The organism is Rossellomorea aquimaris, assembly GCF_001877785.1.
Lineage (GTDB): Bacteria > Bacillota > Bacilli > Bacillales > Bacillaceae_B > Rossellomorea > Rossellomorea aquimaris_A.
Window position 1 is genome coordinate 325,598 of record NZ_MINN01000117.1, and the last position, 21,721, is coordinate 347,318.

The following is a 21,721-nucleotide window of genomic DNA, read 5'->3' on the forward strand; positions in this document are numbered from 1 at the left end:
TTCACTCCTCTAAAGATAAATGGTACATTGCCTGATCTTTATATGTTCCATTCCAAAAAATACTTTCCCTGGAATGTCCCAGCATCGAAAAACCAATCTTTTTAAATGAACTTAATCGATTATCGTTCATCTCTTCCACTTTAATAAAACATTTCGTATTAAAAATAGATTGCATGGTTGAAATAAAATCGTTAATCATCTCTTCTTTTCCTTCTGATGAATCGTCAATAAACAAGGTCTCGATATATGCCAGCTCTTTATTGTAAGGATAAAACTGGATAAGGAATAATGACTTCACCCCTGTTTCATCGGATGCAGCATACACTTGAATATCATTTTCATTAATCTTCTTACATATTAAAGATTTGTTATCCAACAAAGGGTTAATTGAAAAAAAAGTAGTGTTTAATTTTGAAAGTGAATTCAAAAGCTCCTGAGATGCAGATAAATCAACCTTCAGAGTCTTCATTTGCTTTACCATCCTTCCAGTCACGATGCAATAAAGAAAGAACTGCCCGGTCCCTCAGTTGACCGTTCCAATAAACATGGTTGGGTATGACTGCTTCTAAGACAAATCCTTTATTCTCCAAAATGCTGATTTCTTCGATATTACTAGTACAGATATAACCATAAACTTTATTCATTTGTATCGTTCTGAAGGCAAAGTTCAATGCCTCATCCATCATTTGATCTATGTCGACTTTCTCAGGGGAAGCGATGGAAACCTGGACTAATGCAGAGCGATTTATGTAATCCACATTTTTGAATAAAACAAAGGAATGATGGGACCCAATTAATAAAATCCGGCTGTCATCATTCTCAGCAGGAGCTGTATCCGGGGCCGGGTAGTACAATTGAGGAAATTCATCATTATTCAGATAAAGAATTTCTTCTGGAATCCAATTCCACTCAATGTCTTCTTTGTTCTTTTCCCTATAACCTGCCAGCATACTGATCCTCCCTTGAATTGAAGCGATTAATCGTACTTTCCTCCAGTTGATTCTTCTTATCTTCCCTGTGACTGTTAAACGTTTTATGCAAACGAACTTCTCCATTGTTCTCACCATTGATCGTAACTAAATTCGGAAGTGTGCCCTCGACTTCAAACCCGCATTCATTGAAAATGCTGAGATACTTTTCATCCTTCTCATAGGCCTTAACAGCCAATTTATTTACTTTCACCTTCACTGTATAGGCCTGAATAATGGCAGAAAGTATAGTACCCGTCTCCTCTATATTGAATTCTTTAGATACCCGGAAATCGATACCATAGTGGCCTGCTGCTTCCATAACTTCTCCACATTCCACCAGACCAGCAACTTCTCCATTGATTTCTATTAAAATTGCGTCATTCACACTTGATAAAATTTCGCTTTCACTTAAATAATCGGGCATGAATGTCTTAAAATAAAAATCATTTTCAAAGTACAATTTACAGACTTCTTCTTTCTTACTTTCGTTGTAAGGGATTAAATTAATTTTCATACATCCTTCCCTCTCCTTTTTCAATGATAGCATCAGATGCATATTCCTTTTCCAGCACCTTCCAGGTGTAGATCACACATATGACACCAAATAAATTGACCGCAAAAAATGTCCAGTAAAAGTAGTTCAAATCATCAAAAAGTCTGGTTAAATACCACCCTAAGGTTGTGATAATCGCGAAGTACGCAGTATTCAGAACTAAAGCAATGACCCCTTTATTAATTTGTTCCAAGGTGGTAATAGTCATCAGTACAATCCCCATGATTATATATGAAGGCGAGACAATTGAAATGAAGTCATTAGCGTAGCTGAACGCAGTCTGATCTTTCACCATCGTATTGATAATCGCTTCACTGAAGATGTAAATGGCCGCTGTAAGTACGAAGTAAAATAAGGCAGTATATGCAACACCCTTTTTGTAAGCTTCAAAAACCCGGGGATGATACCTGTCCCCGCCGCCGATATTATTGTTCATAATGATCCCGAGGCTTCCGCCAATAGCTATCCCTGGTACAATAACGAACGTTTGAATGTAGTAGGCCACACCAAAACCCGACACTGCTTCAACACCGAATGGAGCAACAATCTTATTAAAGAAAAAATTGCTTATGAAAATAATCAAGTAGGAAATGGAGATCGGCAAGCCGACATTCCTTAAAAACAAAACAGCCTGTTTATAAAATGCAAAGTATTTACGATTGAGTTGGAGAATTTTCTTCTTGAATAATACAATGCTGACAACTAAAGACGTAAACACAGAACTTATTAAATTGGCATAAACGATGGAGTAAATACCTTTATTCAAATAGAATGCAAGTACGTAAACGAGAGTAACATTTAGTAATGCATAAACAATATTGAATACCATAGATAAGTTGACATTTCCATACCCTCTCAGTCCGGAGGTCAATACCATCGTCAATATGACAAGTGCATTCACAAGAAACATAGCCCTTAAAAAGCTGATGAAATCACCTGTTATTTCAGTTGGGACTTTATAGAAATCAGCAATGAAAGGCGCCAATGCATAAATGAATACCGCTAATAGAAGGGAAGAAATCACACTTATGAAAATGAAGTTCAAGATACCCTTTCTAATCGTTTCGTAATTCTCACTTCCTTTAAGCCTGGATATTAAAACCTGATGGCTGATCTGGAAGGCCTCCGTAAATGCAATGGATAAAAATGCAAACGGAGTATATAAAGATCGTATGTATATTTCCTCGCTCCCGACATTTCCCATAAACGAAATGTTTGCCAGTTGTACAATCATTGTTACCATCGAAGCAAGAATGAGCGGGATACTGGTCTTGAAGATTAATGATAAAATTTTATCGTTCTGGAAGTCCAATGCCTTTTTCATTTAAGATTCCCCCCCTATACCAACATTGCAAAAGCATACACGGTGCTGGTGGTCAGTAGAAATTAATGTAACGCTGCCGCTGATACTTCCCCGTCCCAATAGTTCCGTAAATGTAATCCAGCTATCATTCGATAAAAAATCAATATCCCTTTCATTTTCTCTCACAAATAACTTTTCTTTAAAGCTAAGACCCCCTGTTGGTACAGTACTTTGAATGAGTACATATTCCGAATCGATGTCTTCAGAAAACTCATCATAAAAACTGTTGATTTCCGAATAAAAAGCATCTGGGTCATGTTTTCCATTATGATGTGAAACCTTACTCATAATACAGTTCACTTTTATGCCCTCAGACCGATTCAACGTTATTCCAACCGAAGAGCCCCCTATTATTTGGTTAAAAGAATTCCTATTACCCCCTATGGGGCTTTCCGTAATCAAAAACAGGGCATTGCCTTTAAATAGATGATCGATTAACTTGAGGCCTTCCAAGCCGGAAACATAATCTAAATGTGTCATTCCCAAAAAGTTGGTGTATTGAAAATTTGAATGTTCCAGAATGGGGGCAAGCGGTGAATTCAACGTTCTGTAATCTGGTTCGTTTTGTGCATAAAATATATATTCGAAATCTGTATGGAATTCCTGTGAAACGTTCAATCCCAGTTCCAGACTCGTACAATAATCTTCAGACAGGCTGTTCATTGTCGTTAAACTGGTCCCGTAATATTCATTCACTAAATATAATGGCTTTAGAAATTGATCCACTTCGTTCATTTCAATATCATGACGTAAATCAGTGGATATATTCGTGGATTGTTTGAGAGTATCTATATACAAATTTGAGGGATAGTATTTATCTGACACTGGCTATCTTCCCATTGTTAAAGTTCTGGAATAAGTTCAGTCTTTGTATATTTGAAGTACCCTCCATGAATTCAAAGGCCCTGGCATCCCTGAACCACTTATTCAAATAAGGATGCTCCAGCAAAGCGTGAGGCCCGAATAGATAAAGTGAATATTCCGTCATTTTTTCCGCGAGTTGGACAGCTTTTATTTTGGCCATCGAGCTGCTGTAACCGCTCGTCGGATCCTTATCTACTTCCCGGGCAGCTTCCCTGATTAAATGCCTGACAGAAATGATTTCCTCCTTGAATTTTTCAAGAGTCCGCTTTTGCTCAATGGTAAAGCTGCTTCTATTCTCCTCTGTATAATCCATTGCCGCCTGGGCAATGCCCAATCCCAGGGCCGCTACTCCCGGACGCATCTTGTTAAACGTTTGGATCGCTCCCCATAAGCCTCTTCTAGTCGGTTTTAAATGCTTTGCCAGAAGTTCTGCATCGCTGATTTCCACATGATCGATTTTAATGTGGGAAAGTTCAGCGCCTTTTACTCCCAATGTTTCTAAAGGTTCTGCAGAGAACCCCTTTTTACTTGTCTCAATGAATACACTTCTTAAACCCAATGGACCTTCGGCAGCCTTCAAAAAAATGACCCCTAATTCTGCTCTTGCCCCATTACCAATGTATTTCTTCTCTCCATTTATTATGTACCCCGCTCCATCCCTAAGCAGCGTTGAGCTTATATCAGAAGCATCCGATCCTTTTTGAGGTTCTGTAAGAGCAAAAAAAGTCCATTTGGGAGATGAGGTTAATGCTGTGTAATATCTTTCTTTCTGTAAATCGTCACCCATATCGTAAATCACCTGGCCGGACAAAGATGGTCCCGGTGCCCCCAATAAGACTCCGACATCCCCATATGCAAGCTTTTCAAGGGCAATCACCCTTTCCAATACTTTTATGCCGTAGACTTTGTATTCGTTATCAATGGTTAACGGCGTATTATTATATTCCTCGGGAATCATAAGGTTTGATAAGGTTTTCACTCCCTGCAAATCTAACAAATCTTCTATTTTTTCTTTACCCCTATCAACTTCCAAGCCTTTTCTCCGGAATTCGGATGCCTGTTCCTCCATGATCCTTTCCAATTTTATAATCTGTTGATCATTCATACATTTATCACTCCATATATTTGTTGAATAACTCTGGAATTAAAGTAAACATCCATTACACCATCACGTATGTAACCGGATCCCCCGCAAAGCTTGATTAATGATTCGTTGGATTGAGTGATTCTTTCATGAAGAAGTATAAGACGCAGAGGTGTTAATTTAAGTTTACTTATGTCAAGGAGCAGTGAGTGATACTCGGTAATGAATTGTGCAATATCGCTTTTTATCAGCTGCATCTTCAATTGCTCGGTTTCCCCTATATATCGATTGTTTAAATAGTTAACCGCCTGATCCAATATCTTTAAAGACAAGCCCATTCTTATCTGCACCCAGACATTCAGGACCTCTTCTTGAGTCGGGCCGAACTCTGCGTTCTTTTCATTTTTCTGTGCCTTTAATTTCATTATGACCAGCGCCGGATTCATGATGCCGATTGAATCCATTAAATCAATGCCAGTATCATCAACATGTGCCAATGATTCGAGTTCTGCCTTATTATGTTCTTTCTGACTGAGTTCTTTTGTAGTCAGGCAATAACCGTTTAAAAAATAGATATCTTTACCCAAGACATTTTTTTCAGCTAAGTAAGAGATGGTGTCTGCCAGACTATTTTTTCGGGAATATTCGATAATACCTTTATCTGTTTTCACTTTTCCTTCCGTCATCACGCTCATATAATCCCCCTCACACCCTTATTAAGCATGCACCAAAATAACAACCTAACCCCACTCCAACCCATAGACACAAGTCTCCGGGAACTATCTTGTTATTGCGGAGGGCAAAGTTGAAATTCAGTTGTGCATCAGTACAGTATGTATGTCCAATTTCGTTTATTTGTTCAGTCAGTATTTTTTCTAAATTAAAATCCCGTTCCTCAGAAAAATTTCTCCACGTTGTCTTGTTTACATTATGAGGAACAACCCAATCTACATCATTCAAAGTCAGACCTGCTTCATCGAGTATATGGTCAATCAGTTTGTTCAGATTTGGCATATAGGACTTATTGAAGTTCTTCAGCTCACTTGAATCCGAATAGATCCCGTTATGAAACCTTGTGTCTGCCAGCGTGGCAGTCGATAGAATCGTATTTTTTTCTGTATAATTACTTATGAACATGGCAGATGCAGCATCACCGATTACCGATGACTTGGTTAAGTGTCTTGCCTGCGGCATAAAGTTCGTTTGATCTCCACATAATATTAAGACTTTTGATTCTTCGCTTTGTTTCAATAAAAAATCTTTTGCCACTTCAATTGCCTTATAAATGGAAGCGCAATTAAGATGTGAAATACCATAACGATCGATATGTTCCAGTTGGTACCTCGATGCAACTTTATGTAATAACTCATAATTAGAAGGAACCTGAGGGATGATGGTATGTGCATATAATATAAGTTTGAGATTTTCCGCTGATTCCATATCCAGAAGATTTTCCAGTGGAATCGAGAGTGTCTCTTCCAATCTTTGTCCATCTTTCACAATAGGCACATGGTTCAGGCCCAGGATCCTTGTCATTAACTTCGTTTCAGACCCGCGCCCGCCCACTCTGGTTATGATTTCTCCAACTGATTCTCTATCTTCTGGTAAATAGGTTGATAGATTACTGATTCCTATGGTCATAAATATACCTCTTTTCATTTCCTGCCATAAGATTAATCGCACTTGCTTTATTTAGTTGGGGATCATAATGAATCAACCAAATATTCTTTTGAAGAATATCCCGATCACTCGAGTATAATCTGGAATACTCATATAAAGCATTTGATGTTCTGAAACCGTTAACAGCCAGTCTGCAACGTACTTCCCCCCGCAATTCCTGATTGCTGATCACTGCAGTGTCTTTAAAAGCCCCCAGGGCCTTTTCAATATCTTCAACACTGAAGTTTTCACTTAATTGAAAAGAAAGGTTTTTCTCTATAATATGAGAATTTTTCTCAGCTTCATTTTTTGACAGGGTAATCGCCATACCTCCATCACTATAGTGCGTATCCCCGCTTTCGTGGTAAGGCAGGGTGTTTTGTTCCAGTACAATCAACAGTGCTTTAGTAAAATCAGCATTTTCCATCATTTTGGCTGCTACTTTCAATGCACCAAAGCCAATATCCAAACCATAGTCCGACATGGCGAAACATAAGCCTTCCAACTTATATTTTTCCGTTAAATAGCCGATCAAAGAATAGGAAGGATCTATATTCGGCGTATCATACGCAATTAGAATCAAATCGAAACGATGGAGCTCTTCCAGGGTGAATCGATCTAATAATTTGGAACTGATATCGATGAAATCATTTTGAAGGCCCTTCAAGAGGGCCTTCTCATTAAATGGCAGATTATATTGATTAAGAAGATCTTTTTGGAATCGGATTAATTCTTTATCTTCCCGATAGGGTTTTGATTGACCCAACTCTATATGAGAGATATCTTCTAATATGATTTGATTGCTCAATATACTTTCTCTCCCATATGATTCAAGGCATAATCTGCTAACGTATTGACCGATTCAAAATGTTCTGCTCTTAAGTCTTCTGGATCGATAGATAATTCGGGAATATTATCCTCAAGCGCCATCAATAATTCAATAATCGAAGTTGAATCTAAATCCAGGTCTTCGAATAACTTTGTGCTATCCGTGATTGTTTTGTCTTCATCGTTTAATACATCGTTAATTGCCACTTTTACCAACTCAATCATTTTTTCTTTGTTCATTATGTTCACCTCCTTACGCCGGCCGGTTCCGGCATATTGACTTCATGTAAGCATTGTCTTTCCAGTATTACTTCCGTGTCATCTCTTTGGCGTATTAAATACTGATCCCCTTGATATGTCAGGACTTCCGCCGGAAAACCGTGGCTCAAGAACCCTGTAGGCGAAGCTGTAGGTCCATATGCCCCAGAGTTCAGTATCCCGATCAGGTCTCCCTGGCTGACAAGCGGCAGCTCTAACTTCTTCGCAACGGTGTCATTTGGCGTACAAAGCGGGCCGGAAATATTGTAAGTCATGCGTTCGGTATTCCCATCTTTATTTGTAAGCAATGTAATAGGGAAGTTCCTTTTGACAAAAGAACCAATACCCACTGCCGCCATATGATGATTGGTTCCCCCGTCGGCGACTATGAAATTTTCATCTCGGGATCGTTTTGTGTACAATGCTTTGGTGATATATATTCCTGATTTGGCAGTTAAATATCGGCCTAATTCCATCATCAGCCTGGTAGCGGGATGTTTCTCCCGGAAATCAGAAATAAGTGGATTCATCATTTCTGTAAGTCTTTCAATATTTATCTCCGTTTCTTTATCAAAGTATGGCACACCCAAGCCTCCACCGATATCCACCATTTTCAGCTCGATGTTTAATTTCCGGGACAATTCTTCCACATTACTCAGGATTTTTCTGGTGTTTTCAAATACGACATTCTCATCTAATATCCTGGTTCCCATATAAGTATGAAAGCCGATGATTGTTACGTGTGTAAACTGACTAAAGTAAGCTTCAGATTTATTCATCAGAATCTCATCGTCAATGCCAAATTGCGTTGATTTACCACCCATTGTGAGTTTGGAGCCTTTGACTGTGAATGAAGGATTGATTCTAAGTGCAATATTCACCTTTTTGTTAAGTTCACCCGCAATCGTGTTTATCAGCTCGAGTTCTTGGAATGACTCACAAACGATTGCATAAATACCTTCATTTATACACCTTTCAATTTCTTCACGTTTTTTGCCCGGACCCAGGAAAATGATGTCCTCTGGGTTCGTATTACATTTTAAGACTGTCGATAGCTCTGCCAGTGATGATACTTCTGCCCTGGCACCTAAATTTTTCAAGAAGGAATAAATGGATATATTAGGGTTTGATTTTAAAGAAAAAAACAATTCAAGAGAGGGATGCAGTTTGTTTCTTAATTCATCATAATTCTCTTCCAATACCTCACCTGAGTACAGGTAGAGTGGCGTTCCATACTTTTGTGCAATTTGTTCAAAGTTAATATGTTGATCTAATATCATATTGACACCCCTGTAATAGTTGATAGCCTGTTCTTGAATTCGTCTTCAATAAATTGTAATCGTTCAATATTGGTTTCAATTATCATAAAGTAGAGACGCCCATCGTTATGTTGATTCATGTCTTTTCTCGTCGCATTGACCGTGGCGAAATTCGTTACCAATAAACCTTTCTTCGACTCTTTGCTATATAGAAGATCACCGGCAGCGAAAAGAATATCTTCGAAGTTAAGTTGATTATAAGTGGAAATATTAATCTTTTTTGCGATTGCCGCATCCTTATCGGAAACGCATACTTCCTGAATAAGTGTTTGATATGTACTCATATTAAATCTTGCGTTTATCTCCAGATTCGGATATATCTTTCCATCACTGGATAGAATCGCATCCACACCTGCCACTCCAAAATATCCGGCTTCATGTAAGAGCCCGCCAATCTTAACAGCGGCTTTCTTTAGCAGCTCCAATTGTTTGGCATCAAGTCTGGAAGGGATAATATGTCCTTGATGAACACCGTTTTCAACAATTGATTCTTTTGCAAAATTAAAATCCACATAACCCTCTTTGGAAACGATGAATTGATAATTAATATCGCAGGCCTTATCAATCCATTTTTCTATCACCATGGATAATTTTGTTGATCCATTTCGTTGGGATGACTTCTTAAGAAGCTTTAAGTACTGGTAGAATTTTTTTTCTGAATCAATTACTACAATCCCTTTCCCGGATACACCCATCGCTTCTTTTATGACCAATTTCCCTCCGTTATCCAATACATGTTTCAATAATGAAAATGAATCCTCCAACTCCTGGATTGAGTTACATGAGGCCCCTGGTATTTGCTCTAAATTCGATCTTTCATTAATCATCCGGCTGAAAATTTTACTGTTTACATCGGCGGATATTTCTGCTGAAGGTGTCGCAAGAGGAATACCTGTCAGTTCCGACAGGCGTTCTTCTAACTGTGAAGTACCAAAAGGCATTAAATAAACGTTGTCTTTACCAAAAGACTTAAGTCTTTCAATCGTTTTCGGGCATTTCAATATGTTCTCTGTAATCGTCAGGGATGGATCATTTTCTTCTACATATAGAAGGTTTGGCAGCCGGAAACCCTGTTCATTCAGATACGTTTTATAATGGGGATCTACAAAGTCCTTCAAAATTACATAATCCTGTTCGGCAGCCAGAAATATTCCTAACTCTTCCATCCTGTTTACAATGGATGATGAGTTACCCAATGAAATATTCGGTAAAGATACCAGCTCTTTATGCTGCCACTTCTCTTCGACTTCAAAATTATTTATGTATATGAATGTTGCTTGTTCATCATTAACCAAGAATTTTTTTAATTTCCTGTCGAATGTTGTTTTAGTCAAATACACGACAATCTCTCCTTAATGTTGAAATACTGCTGCTGAAAAAGTGGCTCCAAGACCCACTGTAACGAATACATAATATTCACCTTTACGGATGCTCCCTCTCTCCAGCATTGTATGAAGGTTAAGAAAAGGGTCCGAGCAATAGCAATGGCCGATTTCAGAAATATTGTCCAGGAAGTATATTTCTTTTTTTAGTGGAAGTGCGTCAATAACCTTTAACCATGAAGACCGATTTACGTTATGCGGTATAATATGATTGATGTCTCCCATTCCAAGGTTTGCTTTTGATATAGCTCCCTCGATTGTCTTGACAAGTGTATCTGTGTATTCTTTCTCAAACTGTTTTAGCTGCTTGTCATTAAGATTAACCCCCGAGTGATAAGCACCAAGAATCATCCGATTTGTCGAAAGCAGCTGGTTTCCTTTACTGTTTGCAGAAATCAGGCAGCATGCCGAGCCCTCTCCCATAACTGTGGTATTAGGGATTAGTTGGGCTTTGGGTGTGAATGGCTTCTCACCAGTTAGCAGCAGGACTTTATCCCGGCTGTCACCAATCAGGTGTTTAGCCACTTCTATTGCGGTGATAGCTGAAGAACAATGATGATGAGTGATAGAAAATGACGTTGCATTCTCTAATCCGAGGGTTTTTTTAATATTTTCAAGGATATTGATTGGATAAGGTGCAACGGTTGTTATGGTGTGGGCATATATAATATATTTGATATCTTTTCTTTCTACTTTACTAAGCATCTTTTCGATTGGATTTATCAACATTTCTTCAAGGCTTTGGTCCGGTTTGTACCTCACCTTTTCAAGACCATGAAATCGAGTCAATAATGTTAATTGGAATCTATTTAAATTCAAACGTTCAGATAAGTTCGAAATATATACTTCATTATCGGGTAAGTATGTTTCAATACCCTCAATACCTAACATAAAGATCCACCTTTGAATAATAAAATCTCATAAGGCCCTATCATAAGGGCCTCATAAGTCTTGCGTTAAGTAAAATCGTTCATTATACTGCTTTAGCTAATGTCTTATCCACTGCTTTGGCTTCGCGAACTACTTTTGTCATGTTATTCACCTCCTGTTTCTTTGTCTATATTCACTTTAACAGCCAGACCACCCTTTTTGTATTGAGAAAAAAGCGAAATTTCAGTCAACTAACGCCCCGATAAGCATCCAATTTTCTCAATATAAAGATCTACTTTTACAATGGAACTTATAGTCAATTTATGCTAGTAAGAAGCGTCCCCATGATTCACTCTTCTCCAGCCGCTTGATCGCCCGCTGTCCCAATAATATAATTGCGCTACTCTAACTCGCGGGACGAGGGACCTGTCCCCCCGTCCCAATCCACCTATACCTTTATGCTCATATTCCGATAGTAAAAATAAACACCTGCATTGCAAAGGAGAACGTGATGTTACTATTCCTGCATTTCTTAAAGAAGAAAAAAGAAAACGTCAAACCTATACAAACAAGAAAACCTACCGCTAAGTCTATAAAGAAGACTTCAGAAGAAATCGCAGCCAGAAAAGGGGAGCTTGGAGAATATAAGATAGACATCCAGCTTGATCAGCTGCCTAAGGACTGGCGTTACTTGAACGACCTTCTTGTAAAAAACGCGAAGTCGAAGTCAGGATATTCCCAAATTGATCATGTAGTCTTGACTCCCTACGGCATCTTTACCATTGAAACGAAAAATTATCAGGGTACAATATATGGCGGAAAAGACCGGAAAACGTGGCTGGTCAATGGAAAATTTAAAATGATGAATCCATTTGTTCAAAATTACGGGCATATTGCCGCATTGAAAAAACTAATTGATGAAAAATACCACCCCTTATTCATCTCAATGGTTTCCTTCACAAAGAGATGCACTTTTAAAGTTGGCCTGGAGTATCGTAAAATTTCATCCAATGAATTGATTGTCTATGATATCGAATTGTCTGAGTTCATTCACAGAAAGATTTCCATCTTGAAACTTCAGCACAAAGAACCTCTACTAAGCAAAACTGACCTTACCACTATTCACCATTGTTTTAATCGAGCGAATATAACTGATTCAATGATTAGAGAGGAACATAAGCTCAAACTAAGCACGCCTGAACTAACGAAAGGGGATACCAACTCCTCTGCTGCCTGTGTGACGTGCAGAAAACCCGTTTCGTCAAAAGTAAAGGCGTATTGTCTGTCACAAAGGCGGTTCGGAGGAAAAATATATTGTTATGAGCATCAGAAGACTAGGTAGAGGGGGGCTTGTCCCATAGATTCACTTTAACTCTGGAAAAGGGACAAGGGACCTGTCCCCTTGTCCCAAAAGACACGGTACCCGTCCCTCATGCCTAGATTCCCATACTCGCTCATATAGTAAAGTAATCATCTGAAAAAGGGGTGAACGATATGAAGAAAGTGATTTCTTTGACGTATTTGTTCGGGGTTGTGTTTCTTTTGGCAAGTGCACTTTATTTTTTCGCTTCTAATTGGCAGGTGTTTTCCCGGCTTGAGAAGGTGGCTTTGGCGGGAGGTTTGATTGTGTTGTTCTACGGGGCGGCTTTTCTGTTGGACCGTGTGTTGAAGGGGGCGCATTTCCTTTCAAACTGGCTGCTGGTCAGCGGGGTGATTTCGTTTGGCTTGTCCGTCGCTCTTCTTGGGCAGCTGTACAATTCCCACGCGGACAGTTATTTATTGTTTCTTGTCTGGTCGATTCCCGCCCTCCTGTTCAGCTTGTACACGAGGTACAGCGGTTTTTACGCGTTGACCCATATCCTCATCCATCTGAAAATCTACTTTTATCTGTTCCCTTCGTCCCCATTCGGGCACTGGACACCCGCCCATACTTGGATCGCGTTCGGAGTCGGAATCATGAACACTCTCTTGTTTCTGATCATTAAAAAAGGGTGGATCTCTTCAAAGCCGCTTTTTTATCTCAGTCTCGTCTCTGCCAATCTCCTCTTTATGATTACGGCATTCAATGACGGGTATCCCGTTTTCTTCTCCCTCTTTTATATCGTCATCCTGGGAGTCGGGGTGTACCGGTACATTCATAAAGAAACGGCCATCTTCATCATCCTTTCGATGTTCGGCACGGCCTTTATCATTAGTAAAATGTTCGAGCTGATGGCACGGTATGTGTCCAGCCTCTTCTTTGTCGGCCTCTTATTCGCCGCGATCCTGTTATTGGCGGGAAGTGTTTTCCTCGTGAACTATTTACGGAAGCATCCCTCCTCCCGGCATTGGACAAAGACGATCTTCGTTGCCAGCGTCACGACCATCGCCTCTGTTTTCATCGTGGCATCAGTCTTCGGTCTGCTTTCTTTACTCATGGTGGACGTCTCAATGGTCGGATTATTCCTATTCGCAACAATTCTGCTCGTCATTCCAAGCGCGCTGACCAGCTGGCCTGCCCCTGTAAAATATTCACTCACCATGACCGGCATCGTCATCGGTATGACGGCAAGCACCTTTGATAACTTTTCATATGCGATGTTCTTCGTTCTCGCCTTTGTGTTTTATCTTGAAAAAAGGCCCGCTGCGAAAGTTGTTTTGTACTTTTTATTTCAATTGAACCTGGGAATCTTCTTCGCCCAAATGCTTGAACTAGGCGCCCATCCCCTCCTGGCGGTGATGCTGCTCTTGAATAGTGCCGTGTTCCTTGCAACATTTAATAGACACGTCATCCAGTATGGAGCGTTTCTCATTGGGTTCCTTGCCTTTTTCTCATTAACGGTCATCGATCTCTCCCTGGCGCTTCATACGGCCTACACCGCTCTGTTCTTTCTGACCGCAACGGGCTGCATCTATTTCTATAAAAAACGCGACCTTACCTTCTATTGGGCTGCATCCCTTGTCTTCTGGTTCATGCTCATCATCCAGCTGTATTACGATCTTGCCTGGAAGCTCGTCCATAAATCCCTGCTCTTAGCCATATTAGGTGTCCTCTTCATGATGACGGCTGCATACCTGGACAGAAAGGCCGGCCACGATCTGCAATCCCGTTCGATGCTTTCCGGTAAAAAGCTCGGAATCCTCCTCATCATCTTCCTTCAAGGAGGATGGATCGGTTATGGGGTCTATTCAAACGAAACCCTTTTACAAAACGGGCAAACGATCCTATTGGAGCTTCAGCCTGTCGACCCGAGATCCCTCCTCCAGGGGGACTATGTGCAATTGAATTACACCATTTCCCAGCTCGAACGGACCTCCATCGACGACAACGGGCCCATCACCATCGTGCTGCGAAAAAATGCACAAGGCATCCACGAATATACAGGTGTGTATAGCCTGGACGGAAAATGGAACACCCCTTACGAAAAGAAACACGGCGACGTCCTCCTGAACGGCAAGGTCACAGGCTCTTGGGACCACACCACCCAGGTCACTTACGGAATTGAACACTTCTTCATACCTGAAGGAACCGGGTTGGATGTGGAAGGGAAGGTGAAGATTGCTGTGGTTAAGGTGAGTGATAAGGGGGATGGGATGTTGGTGGAGTTGCGGGACTAGGGGACAGGTCCCTTGTCCCGCTAAACCAAAGGAAAAACCAAGGAGTCAGTAACAGCCGAAATCGTATGAACGGTTCTGCTGCCCCCTCCTTATAATAAAAAGCGGGATGTTAGCTGGCCTAGTTCCATGTTTATAAAAAGAAAGCAAGAGAACCATCCATCCCCTTGCTTCCCTATAAATTAATATTTTCTTAACTCATCTTCTAAATCTACAATTAATTTATCAATATCTAACAATGCAGAGTCTGCATTGTTCCAAAATATTGAAGGTTTGATGCCATCTATCTTCATACCAGGATACCTGCATAAAGTCCTCAAGCTCTATCTGTTCTGCTTTATAATCATTCCACTCATCAACTGCACATAAATTTGCAAATTCTTTTTTCGGCCAAAAGGGCATTAGAGTATTTCCATTATCATCTTCCAATATTGCCCATCCATCATAGTACAATCCCCACACTTCCTCAAAGTCCGTTACTTTCTTTATAAAGTATTCATACCTTTTTGAAGCAGGGAGATTACTAACTACTTCAATCTCTTTGATATTCAATAACATTACCTCCTCTGTTTTCCCTTCTTACCACAGCCATCTATGCCTTAAATCTTTCTCAATTTGCTTAAAGCTATCGTCATTCGAGATTAGCCCTATCCATTGTTGTATACCTTCTCTAAACCTATCTTTTCATTTCATGAGGCATTCCTTTTTCCATATATATCAGTAGTTAAGAAATAGTTCATATGTAATAACAATTATAAATGCATATACTATTGTGTAATATATTATGACTGTATAGATTAAAGGGTTTTGATCCGCTTGTTAAGGCAGCGCGTTCCAAGAGGAAAGGTGCAGTGATCCCTAAATCAAATGTACCTGTAACCGGTAAACTTTATAGTAAAATAGTACTTACAACATTATAAAATTATGGTAATATTTTTACCGGGGCAAAAATTATGGTTAATTTGTCAAAATTCAAATCGGGGGTTAAGATATGTGGGATTTAATTGCATTCATAAGTTTATTAGCTGTTCCAGTATTCTTGGTTATAGCTATTGTATCGTTAGTTAAGAAAAAAGGCACAGCGAAAAGGAACTTTCTTTTCTCAGGGTTAGCTTTTGTTTTATTTATTGTAGGGATTAGTAATGCTCCTGCCTCTTCCAGTGAAACAGTTAGCACTAAACCGAACGATGATACTTCTTTAGAGGAAAAGAAGGAAGTAGATACTGAAGTGAAAGCGGAGACAAAAGCCGAAGAAGAAGTTAAGATGACTCCACAAATGGAAATGACAGGGAAAATACAGGAGTTAATAAGTACAGAACAAGCTTTTGATGCAGGTTCATACATAAAAGGGGATATTCCTGAGGGTGAATATGCGTTTATTCCTTTTGAGGGCAGCAGTCAATATTATGCTGAGAAGGATAGCTCCGGAAACATCGTTGATAACGAAAATTTTAATAGTTTTGGATATGTATATGTTCATGGTATTGGCAATATTGAAAATGGCGGCGTTTTAATAAATCCTTCCGCTTATGAAACGCTGGGAGTAAAAAGTGCAAAAGAAATATATCAAATTATGAATCAAGTTGAAGATGACTATAAAGATTCCGCCTGGTACAAAGTCGGAGTTGACATACCTGCAGGACAGTATGTCATTGAAAGTTACGGAGAAGGCTATGTTGCGATCATGAGCGGACCTGTTGGAAACAATGATATAGTAGACAACGAGATATTTAATGGCAGATATCAACTGACTGTCAACGATGGGCAGTACTTAAAAATCTCACAGGGTTTTATTTCTGAATAAAAACCAAGGGGAAAAACTAAGGGGACAGGAACCGCGGTCTTTAAAACCGCAGCTCCTGTCCCCTCGGCTTTCCCTCCATAAACAACTGCAGCATAAAATCCCCAAACAATAACCGGCCGCCGTTGCGGAATAGTTGTGAATGGATTGTTTTTGGGACGTTCCTGAAAAGCTTTTAGATCGGGATTTTAGATGTTTTTTTGTTTCTTTAAGAAGTGTTGCAGGACTCCCGGGTAAAAAAGGCAGCACCCCAGGTTCTCCAATATTTGGAGGACATGGGGTGCCACAAAATGATTATTCGGGCAAGATGACGATGGCGTCTCCGACTGGCCTTTCGCCGGAAGCATCAGACGGCTGGGTGACCAGTTCACCGCCAACTGCCATGGTAGTAGAGCCTCCGCCATCAAGGTTCATGGCTTCAACAGCCCCTAAACTTTTCATCAGCTTTGCACTTTCCAGGAAATTCATACCGATACTGTTATCGGCACGTCCATCGACCGTTACAAATAACAGGTTGCCGTTTTCTTTGATGCCGGCCAGTGTTCTGGGGTGGCGCTTGAATGCGAAGTTGTATAAGAAATCTGTACTCCAGTAGAATCCTTCATCTGCAGAATGGATACTGATTTCCCCGTTTTCTATCAGACGAGGACCGCCATTCACCACACTTTTCATTCCATCAGCAGCAGCCTGCTCACCGTCAATGATTAATCCTTCATCCACATTAACGGTCATCCCCGGCTGAGCATGAGCTTCCAACCATGCAACTTTCGTACCTGTAGCAGCGATAACTGCGCCGTTCCCGGGGATCACTCCACCGCGCTCTCTCATCTCAACCACTTGACCATCTGCGTTCAAAACGACCTCTAAACCCTCACCAGCCGGTGTTTCTCCACCGAACACCGGCTTGTATACAATCAATTCGCTGTCGTCGGTGCAAGTGACGTCATGCATAGGTTCTTCCGTCGGTTCATCTCCACCAGTACCGCCGCAGCTGCGGATCAACCCGGGCTTCCGATTCATTCCATCCAGGATGGCAGCAGCCCCATCGGATGATTCAGCCTTTAATTCAGTTGCAACTTCCGCAATATCAGCCGGTCCAGATTCCGGAAAAATTAAGCTGGTCCGGTCGCTGACCGATTCACTCACTAATTCTCCTTCGACCATCGATATGCCGGCAAGGTCCCCCGTAGTCCCATCGCTTGGTCCCATCACAAAGTATCCTCCGTTGACAGCAGCTAATGCTCCGGTACGTTCGGAAATTTCTGTTACTTTTTCTTTTCCTTTTATCACTCCCTGGGCGAGGGAGGAAGTGACCTCTCCTTGGAAGGTATCCGGATCCACCTCAATTACATGGATGGACCAGGGGCCAGTTGTCCTGGTACCATCAAATGCAGTAAAAATTGTATTCGCTGAAGAATAACCATCATTCTCTAATTGAACTTCCAGCTCTCTGGCTTTTTCCTCTTCCTTATATTGGCCCACGCGCACCAGGTAAGCGATCCGATGTGTTTCAATATCGTTGTATTTGTTGTCTTTGATCTGAGTGACGTAGGCCTTATAGCCGTCGGATTTCAAGCTCTTTACTAAATCCCTGCTTTGTTCCTTCGTTTCCATCAATGCAATCTGAACCGTATATACATCTTGTTTAGATGAGTCACCACGCTCCATATGTGTGTAGGTGACTCCTGGAGCCATTTCCTCCAGTTCATAACTTTCCTCCATTCTTGGAGTTTCCACACCCATTTCCATATAGGCTGAAGCAGTATTTCCAGAAAAGCCGCCAATCAACAACAATAAACTTAACGGGATACTCTTCAAAGAAGTGCCGGCTACCCTTTTTTTGCTCATTCCATCTACTCCTTTTCTATAAAATAGTAATATTCGAATATTACTTCTATATCAGAAGAGGATAATCCTATACAAAAGGCAAAAAAAGGAAATAAGAACCATCAAGATTAGACAAAGAGTACCCACAGGAATGTCTGAGCTCCCACTCTCATAGACTTATAGAAAAGAAGGGAGCTGGTCTAAATGCTTGAGTGGAGTGCTGTTATTGCAGCCGTCGCGTTTACCATTCTCGTCATCTATTTGATTATGACATTAAGAAAAGTAATGACAACACTTGCTGAAACGAACAAGACGCTGTCTGACACCCGGACAGCTGTGAATGGCATTACAGAAGAAGCAGAAGAACTGATTCATACAGCCAACCAAATTTCTGATGATGTAAAAGGAAAAATGAAAGCCGTCGACCCTTTGGTTGAGTCCGCTCATGATGTGGGGGAAATCATACACAATGTTACCAGTTCGGTAAAGAGAACCGCTTTGCAAAAGACCCCACCCAAAACCATTCATGCGCATGAAAGCAAGCCTGTCCAAATTAAATTGAAGTAAGCAAAAAGAGGCCGGGCGATCCGGCCTCTTTTTATTTGGTTGGGGTCTCACGCGAATTATATGTCTACGCTTGATTACGACTAGTTCTCCCTACTTGCACACATAATTGGGATGGTTCTACTTTAATTAGACATATGGGAAAGTAGAGTTGGAACCGTCTGCGGTTTACCCATAACACAAACGGTAAACAACTTGTCATTTACTGGTACATTTGTTGGCGTTAGGTGGTAAATTGAATGTCAATGGTAGTACATTTCATTGTCTGTTATCAATTAAAAAGTTTTGATAGTGACTTTGATATTTTTCCATATTTATGAAAAAGGAAGCACGAAAACCGTCCCTTGCTTCCAAGGTAGCGTTATATTTTATGAAACTTTTAGTTTTCCATTTCATTCATCAAGTACACATGACTGAAAGTAGCAATAAATACCCACAATTATTACATTTTATCGTACAATAAATATTTATCCACAGAGAAAACCGGTGATATTAATACCGTTTTCATGACATTTCATTACATTTATTTTACAAACATGTTAAATTAATTCCGGAGGTGGAAATATGATACATATAAAAAAGTTATGTATTCAATTCTTTTTTCAGTAGTTGTATTATCTCAAACTACTATTGTTTCAGCAGAAGAAAGCTCGGCAAAATTTGAAAGTGATAAGGAAGGTATTATTGCTCCCAACGATAATTCCGACTCATTAAGTACAGAACAACTTGATAATTCTTTATTAAAAATGGGTATTATACCTGGAACAGTTAATAAAATGTCACTAGAGCAGAAAAGGGAGATTGTTAAAAAAGGTGGTAAAGCTTTCTCTCCTTCAATTAAAAAAGCTACTAAAGTTTATAACAGCTTAAGTGGGAAAAAAATTCCCTATACAGAAGGTAACATTGAGAAAATAAAGAAACAAAAAATAAAGGATATAAAAAGGTATAATGAACAAACAGGGAAATCGATGTCTATTTTAGAATTACCAGGTAACAATAACAAACTGGAAATTGTAAAAAAAGAAGAGATTTCAGATGAAAGTAATAGTGAAATTATCCCTGAAGAAAATAAAAATCAATTTTTCGCTACTTCTTCAATTGAAGATCAGTATGGAGTTCTACCTCCAGCTGATACTGTAGTAGACGGCGATATGATTCTAGACACACAAGTTATTTATCAAGGACCTTATGGTGCAGCTAGCATGGAATATAAATATTCAAGTTACCTTACGTGGATCAACAAGCCATTTAATACAAAAACTGACGCGTTAGTAACGGCGTTTGACGAGGGTGCGGTCCCTATAGAAAATACTTTCTTTGCACAATATATTCAAAGATCTGCTACGCCTGATGGACAATCCCTTGAAGATGTAAAAAAATTAGAGCCAGATGCAGACTCTTTTGGTGTATATGGGCATGGAGTCAAATTTAAATTAGGTGATTACCAGCAACATTCAGTTTCTATGATGAGAAGTGTTAAAGTCAGTACTAGTAAAATTGGGGAAGGCGCATACATCTTAACAAAGTATAGACACGCTTACCTTACAGTAACAGGGATTGGCATTTCCATTGGACCTGGAAGTATCAGCTTTGAAGGTGCAAATTGGGGAGATGACTTTTTTATAGAGTACGGATATGATTATGGAAATGTAAACCCTTGGGATGTTTAATGAAAAACTCCAATCTAAAGAACTAAAGAGGCTGGGACAAAACCCTGCTAACACCGTCTAAAGACGAACATTATATAGTAGGCTTTAAACACCGCTAATGATTTCCGTGCAAGACTACGCTTTCCGCGGGTAGCCCGTGAGCCTCCTCGGCAAGCCTGCGGGAAGAAAAGCGGAGGGGCTTTGCTCAGAGGCCTGTGGCATAAGACGAACCGGACGGGAAGGCGGTCTTTGCCTTCATGTTCGGTTTGGCTTATGACATGTGCCTCTAAGCCCTGGAGCTGGACAAGTCTCACATAAGCTGCTCTTCCCGCAGGAGTCTTCGTCTTGCACTCCAATCAACCGCTGGAAAGCACTATTATCTAACTCAACATGTAAACTAAAAACCCGAATGAATTTGCCAGATAGAAAGCAAATTCATTCGGGTTTTCCTTAGGCTATATCACTTATGTCCCAACCTCTTTCTTTTGTTTAGATTTAATTTAATTCACACTAATATTCTACATTTCTGTCTTCTGACTTCCCTATCCACTTTAATTTCTTTTTTTTGCTGAAAGAGTTCTCTGAATATGTAAGAATATATTTATTGTCATAATCAATTAAATTCCATATGGATGAATCATAAATATGTACTTTGGTATTTTCTACTGTTTCTGACGTAGACGAGTTATCTACAATAATCCACATCTCGCTGCCTTTATTATCTTTATTTATAACTTCTACTCTTGAAGTTGTTGATGAAAACTGGTTGATTACCAATAAAGTGGATAGGATTATTATAATTATCAATGATATTATTCCGATAATTTTTATTCTCAAATGTTCCCCCCCTTTTTTTTGAAAACTACCTTAATTTTAACATATGTAGAACTCAGAAAAATAAGATCAAGAGTAATTGAGTATTTACTATCACTATTTAAGCAATTAAGCTCCAATCCTAACTGAAGTGGCTCTCTCTCGAAAACCAGAAAACCAAGGGGCAGGAAGCATGGGGACGGTTCGAGACCGATGAAAAAGTCTGATTTTTAACTGTCATGTGAATTATTTTTAAGAACCTTCGGTTTTTCAAAATCAAAAAGCCCCCTAATGGTATAATTAGTGCGACCAAACACAAACC

At 39.8% G+C, this 21,721-nt stretch carries 21 protein-coding genes; 5 read left to right on the forward strand and 16 right to left on the reverse strand.

Going from position 1 to position 21,721, the window contains the following annotated elements; translation table 11 throughout:
* Position 1: 1 nt before the first annotated feature.
* Genes BHE18_RS18205 through BHE18_RS18265 form a run of 13 tightly spaced genes read right to left on the reverse strand, consistent with a single transcriptional unit; the run spans position 2 to position 11,172 of the window.
* Entirely contained in the window at positions 2-469 is a 468-nt protein-coding gene (locus BHE18_RS18205; protein WP_071619922.1) for a hypothetical protein, read from the reverse strand.
* Positions 450-950: a GNAT family protein gene (locus tag BHE18_RS18210; protein WP_071619923.1), complete on the reverse strand. Its 501-nt coding sequence runs from the start codon at positions 948-950 to the stop codon at positions 450-452. Before BHE18_RS18210 ends, BHE18_RS18205 begins: the two co-directional genes overlap by 20 nt.
* The gene (locus BHE18_RS18215) at positions 934-1,485 is read right to left on the reverse strand and encodes a hypothetical protein (RefSeq protein WP_071619924.1); all 552 of its coding nucleotides are present in this window, start codon (positions 1,483-1,485) and stop codon (positions 934-936) included. Before BHE18_RS18215 ends, BHE18_RS18210 begins: the two co-directional genes overlap by 17 nt.
* Positions 1,475-2,848 carry an MATE family efflux transporter gene (locus BHE18_RS18220; protein WP_071619925.1) on the reverse strand — a complete coding sequence of 458 codons (1,374 nt, stop codon included), beginning with the start codon at positions 2,846-2,848 and terminating at the stop codon, positions 1,475-1,477. The genes BHE18_RS18215 and BHE18_RS18220 overlap by 11 nt, the downstream gene beginning before the upstream one ends.
* Positions 2,849-3,712 (reverse strand): hypothetical protein, encoded by an 864-nt coding sequence (locus BHE18_RS18225; protein ID WP_071619926.1) that lies wholly within the window; start codon positions 3,710-3,712, stop codon positions 2,849-2,851.
* Entirely contained in the window at positions 3,702-4,856 is a 1,155-nt protein-coding gene (locus BHE18_RS18230) for an acyl-CoA dehydrogenase family protein (RefSeq protein WP_071619927.1), read from the reverse strand. The genes BHE18_RS18225 and BHE18_RS18230 overlap by 11 nt, the downstream gene beginning before the upstream one ends.
* Complete coding sequence (locus BHE18_RS18235; RefSeq protein WP_071619928.1) at positions 4,853-5,530, reverse strand: hypothetical protein; 678 nt, start codon at positions 5,528-5,530, stop codon at positions 4,853-4,855. Before BHE18_RS18235 ends, BHE18_RS18230 begins: the two co-directional genes overlap by 4 nt.
* Before the next feature lie 10 nt (positions 5,531-5,540).
* On the reverse strand, positions 5,541-6,476 hold the full coding sequence (locus BHE18_RS18240; RefSeq protein ID WP_071619929.1) for a 3-oxoacyl-[acyl-carrier-protein] synthase III C-terminal domain-containing protein: 936 nt from the start codon (positions 6,474-6,476) through the stop codon (positions 5,541-5,543).
* The gene (locus BHE18_RS18245; RefSeq protein WP_071619930.1) at positions 6,457-7,302 is read right to left on the reverse strand and encodes a hypothetical protein; all 846 of its coding nucleotides are present in this window, start codon (positions 7,300-7,302) and stop codon (positions 6,457-6,459) included. The genes BHE18_RS18240 and BHE18_RS18245 overlap by 20 nt, the downstream gene beginning before the upstream one ends.
* Entirely contained in the window at positions 7,299-7,562 is a 264-nt protein-coding gene (locus tag BHE18_RS18250) for an acyl carrier protein (protein ID WP_071619931.1), read from the reverse strand. The genes BHE18_RS18245 and BHE18_RS18250 overlap by 4 nt, the downstream gene beginning before the upstream one ends.
* A gap of 5 nt (positions 7,563-7,567) precedes the next feature.
* Positions 7,568-8,860 (reverse strand): type III PLP-dependent enzyme, encoded by a 1,293-nt coding sequence (locus BHE18_RS18255; RefSeq protein WP_071619932.1) that lies wholly within the window; start codon positions 8,858-8,860, stop codon positions 7,568-7,570.
* The gene (locus tag BHE18_RS18260) at positions 8,857-10,194 is read right to left on the reverse strand and encodes an ATP-grasp domain-containing protein (protein ID WP_171910746.1); all 1,338 of its coding nucleotides are present in this window, start codon (positions 10,192-10,194) and stop codon (positions 8,857-8,859) included. Before BHE18_RS18260 ends, BHE18_RS18255 begins: the two co-directional genes overlap by 4 nt.
* Before the next feature lie 57 nt (positions 10,195-10,251).
* Positions 10,252-11,172: a 3-oxoacyl-[acyl-carrier-protein] synthase III C-terminal domain-containing protein gene (locus BHE18_RS18265; RefSeq protein WP_071619934.1), complete on the reverse strand. Its 921-nt coding sequence runs from the start codon at positions 11,170-11,172 to the stop codon at positions 10,252-10,254.
* A gap of 490 nt (positions 11,173-11,662) precedes the next feature.
* On the opposite strand from BHE18_RS18265, the gene BHE18_RS18270 reads away from it, so the two are divergent.
* Together BHE18_RS18270 and BHE18_RS18275 are read left to right on the forward strand one after the other, a co-directional pair.
* On the forward strand, positions 11,663-12,493 hold the full coding sequence (locus BHE18_RS18270; RefSeq protein WP_071619935.1) for a nuclease-related domain-containing protein: 831 nt from the start codon (positions 11,663-11,665) through the stop codon (positions 12,491-12,493).
* 152 nt (positions 12,494-12,645) lie between these two features.
* A complete protein-coding gene (locus BHE18_RS18275; RefSeq protein WP_071619936.1) occupies positions 12,646-14,748 on the forward strand; it encodes a GDYXXLXY domain-containing protein in 2,103 nt (700 codons plus the stop codon).
* Positions 14,749-14,970: 222 nt separating this feature from the next.
* Here BHE18_RS18275 and BHE18_RS18280 read toward each other — a convergent pair whose 3' ends face one another.
* Positions 14,971-15,297, reverse strand: coding sequence for a DUF2750 domain-containing protein (locus tag BHE18_RS18280; protein ID WP_235860371.1), 327 nt, complete (start codon positions 15,295-15,297; stop codon positions 14,971-14,973).
* A gap of 439 nt (positions 15,298-15,736) precedes the next feature.
* Here BHE18_RS18280 and BHE18_RS18285 point away from each other — a divergent pair, with 439 nt between their 5' ends.
* Complete coding sequence (locus tag BHE18_RS18285) at positions 15,737-16,549, forward strand: hypothetical protein (RefSeq protein WP_071619937.1); 813 nt, start codon at positions 15,737-15,739, stop codon at positions 16,547-16,549.
* Between the two features lie 291 nt (positions 16,550-16,840).
* Here the strand turns inward: BHE18_RS18285 and BHE18_RS18290 are convergent, their stop codons facing one another.
* On the reverse strand, positions 16,841-18,394 hold the full coding sequence (locus BHE18_RS18290) for a phosphodiester glycosidase family protein (protein ID WP_071619938.1): 1,554 nt from the start codon (positions 18,392-18,394) through the stop codon (positions 16,841-16,843).
* A 183-nt stretch (positions 18,395-18,577) separates the two neighbouring features.
* Between BHE18_RS18290 and BHE18_RS18295 the strand changes: the two genes are divergently transcribed.
* Both BHE18_RS18295 and BHE18_RS18300 read left to right on the forward strand, forming a co-directional pair.
* A complete protein-coding gene (locus BHE18_RS18295; protein ID WP_071619939.1) occupies positions 18,578-18,940 on the forward strand; it encodes a DUF948 domain-containing protein in 363 nt (120 codons plus the stop codon).
* Between the two features lie 581 nt (positions 18,941-19,521).
* Positions 19,522-20,607, forward strand: a complete 1,086-nt coding sequence (locus BHE18_RS18300) for a hypothetical protein (protein WP_071619940.1) — start codon at positions 19,522-19,524, stop codon at positions 20,605-20,607.
* 489 nt (positions 20,608-21,096) lie between these two features.
* On the opposite strand, the gene BHE18_RS18305 is transcribed toward BHE18_RS18300, so the two are convergent.
* Positions 21,097-21,423 carry a hypothetical protein gene (locus BHE18_RS18305; RefSeq protein ID WP_071619941.1) on the reverse strand — a complete coding sequence of 109 codons (327 nt, stop codon included), beginning with the start codon at positions 21,421-21,423 and terminating at the stop codon, positions 21,097-21,099.
* Between the last annotated feature and the right edge of the window lie 298 nt (positions 21,424-21,721).

Excerpts from the sequence above, each read along its gene's own strand:
- BHE18_RS18205 (WP_071619922.1), bottom strand. The coding sequence starts at position 469 with ATGAAGACTCTGAAGGTTGATTTATCTGCATCTCAGGAGCTTTTGAAT.
- BHE18_RS18210 (WP_071619923.1), bottom strand. The coding sequence starts at position 950 with ATGCTGGCAGGTTATAGGGAAAAGAACAAAGAAGACATTGAGTGGAAT.
- BHE18_RS18215 (WP_071619924.1), bottom strand. The coding sequence starts at position 1,485 with ATGAAAATTAATTTAATCCCTTACAACGAAAGTAAGAAAGAAGAAGTC.
- BHE18_RS18220 (WP_071619925.1), bottom strand. The coding sequence starts at position 2,848 with ATGAAAAAGGCATTGGACTTCCAGAACGATAAAATTTTATCATTAATC.
- BHE18_RS18230 (WP_071619927.1), bottom strand. The coding sequence starts at position 4,856 with ATGAATGATCAACAGATTATAAAATTGGAAAGGATCATGGAGGAACAG.
- BHE18_RS18235 (WP_071619928.1), bottom strand. The coding sequence starts at position 5,530 with ATGAGCGTGATGACGGAAGGAAAAGTGAAAACAGATAAAGGTATTATC.
- BHE18_RS18240 (WP_071619929.1), bottom strand. The coding sequence starts at position 6,476 with ATGACCATAGGAATCAGTAATCTATCAACCTATTTACCAGAAGATAGA.
- BHE18_RS18250 (WP_071619931.1), bottom strand. The coding sequence starts at position 7,562 with ATGAACAAAGAAAAAATGATTGAGTTGGTAAAAGTGGCAATTAACGAT.
- BHE18_RS18255 (WP_071619932.1), bottom strand. The coding sequence starts at position 8,860 with ATGATATTAGATCAACATATTAACTTTGAACAAATTGCACAAAAGTAT.
- BHE18_RS18265 (WP_071619934.1), bottom strand. The coding sequence starts at position 11,172 with ATGTTAGGTATTGAGGGTATTGAAACATACTTACCCGATAATGAAGTA.
- BHE18_RS18270 (WP_071619935.1), top strand. The coding sequence starts at position 11,663 with ATGTTACTATTCCTGCATTTCTTAAAGAAGAAAAAAGAAAACGTCAAA.
- BHE18_RS18275 (WP_071619936.1), top strand. The coding sequence starts at position 12,646 with ATGAAGAAAGTGATTTCTTTGACGTATTTGTTCGGGGTTGTGTTTCTT.
- BHE18_RS18285 (WP_071619937.1), top strand. The coding sequence starts at position 15,737 with ATGTGGGATTTAATTGCATTCATAAGTTTATTAGCTGTTCCAGTATTC.
- BHE18_RS18290 (WP_071619938.1), bottom strand. The coding sequence starts at position 18,394 with ATGAGCAAAAAAAGGGTAGCCGGCACTTCTTTGAAGAGTATCCCGTTA.
- BHE18_RS18295 (WP_071619939.1), top strand. The coding sequence starts at position 18,578 with ATGCTTGAGTGGAGTGCTGTTATTGCAGCCGTCGCGTTTACCATTCTC.
- BHE18_RS18300 (WP_071619940.1), top strand. The coding sequence starts at position 19,522 with ATGTATTCAATTCTTTTTTCAGTAGTTGTATTATCTCAAACTACTATT.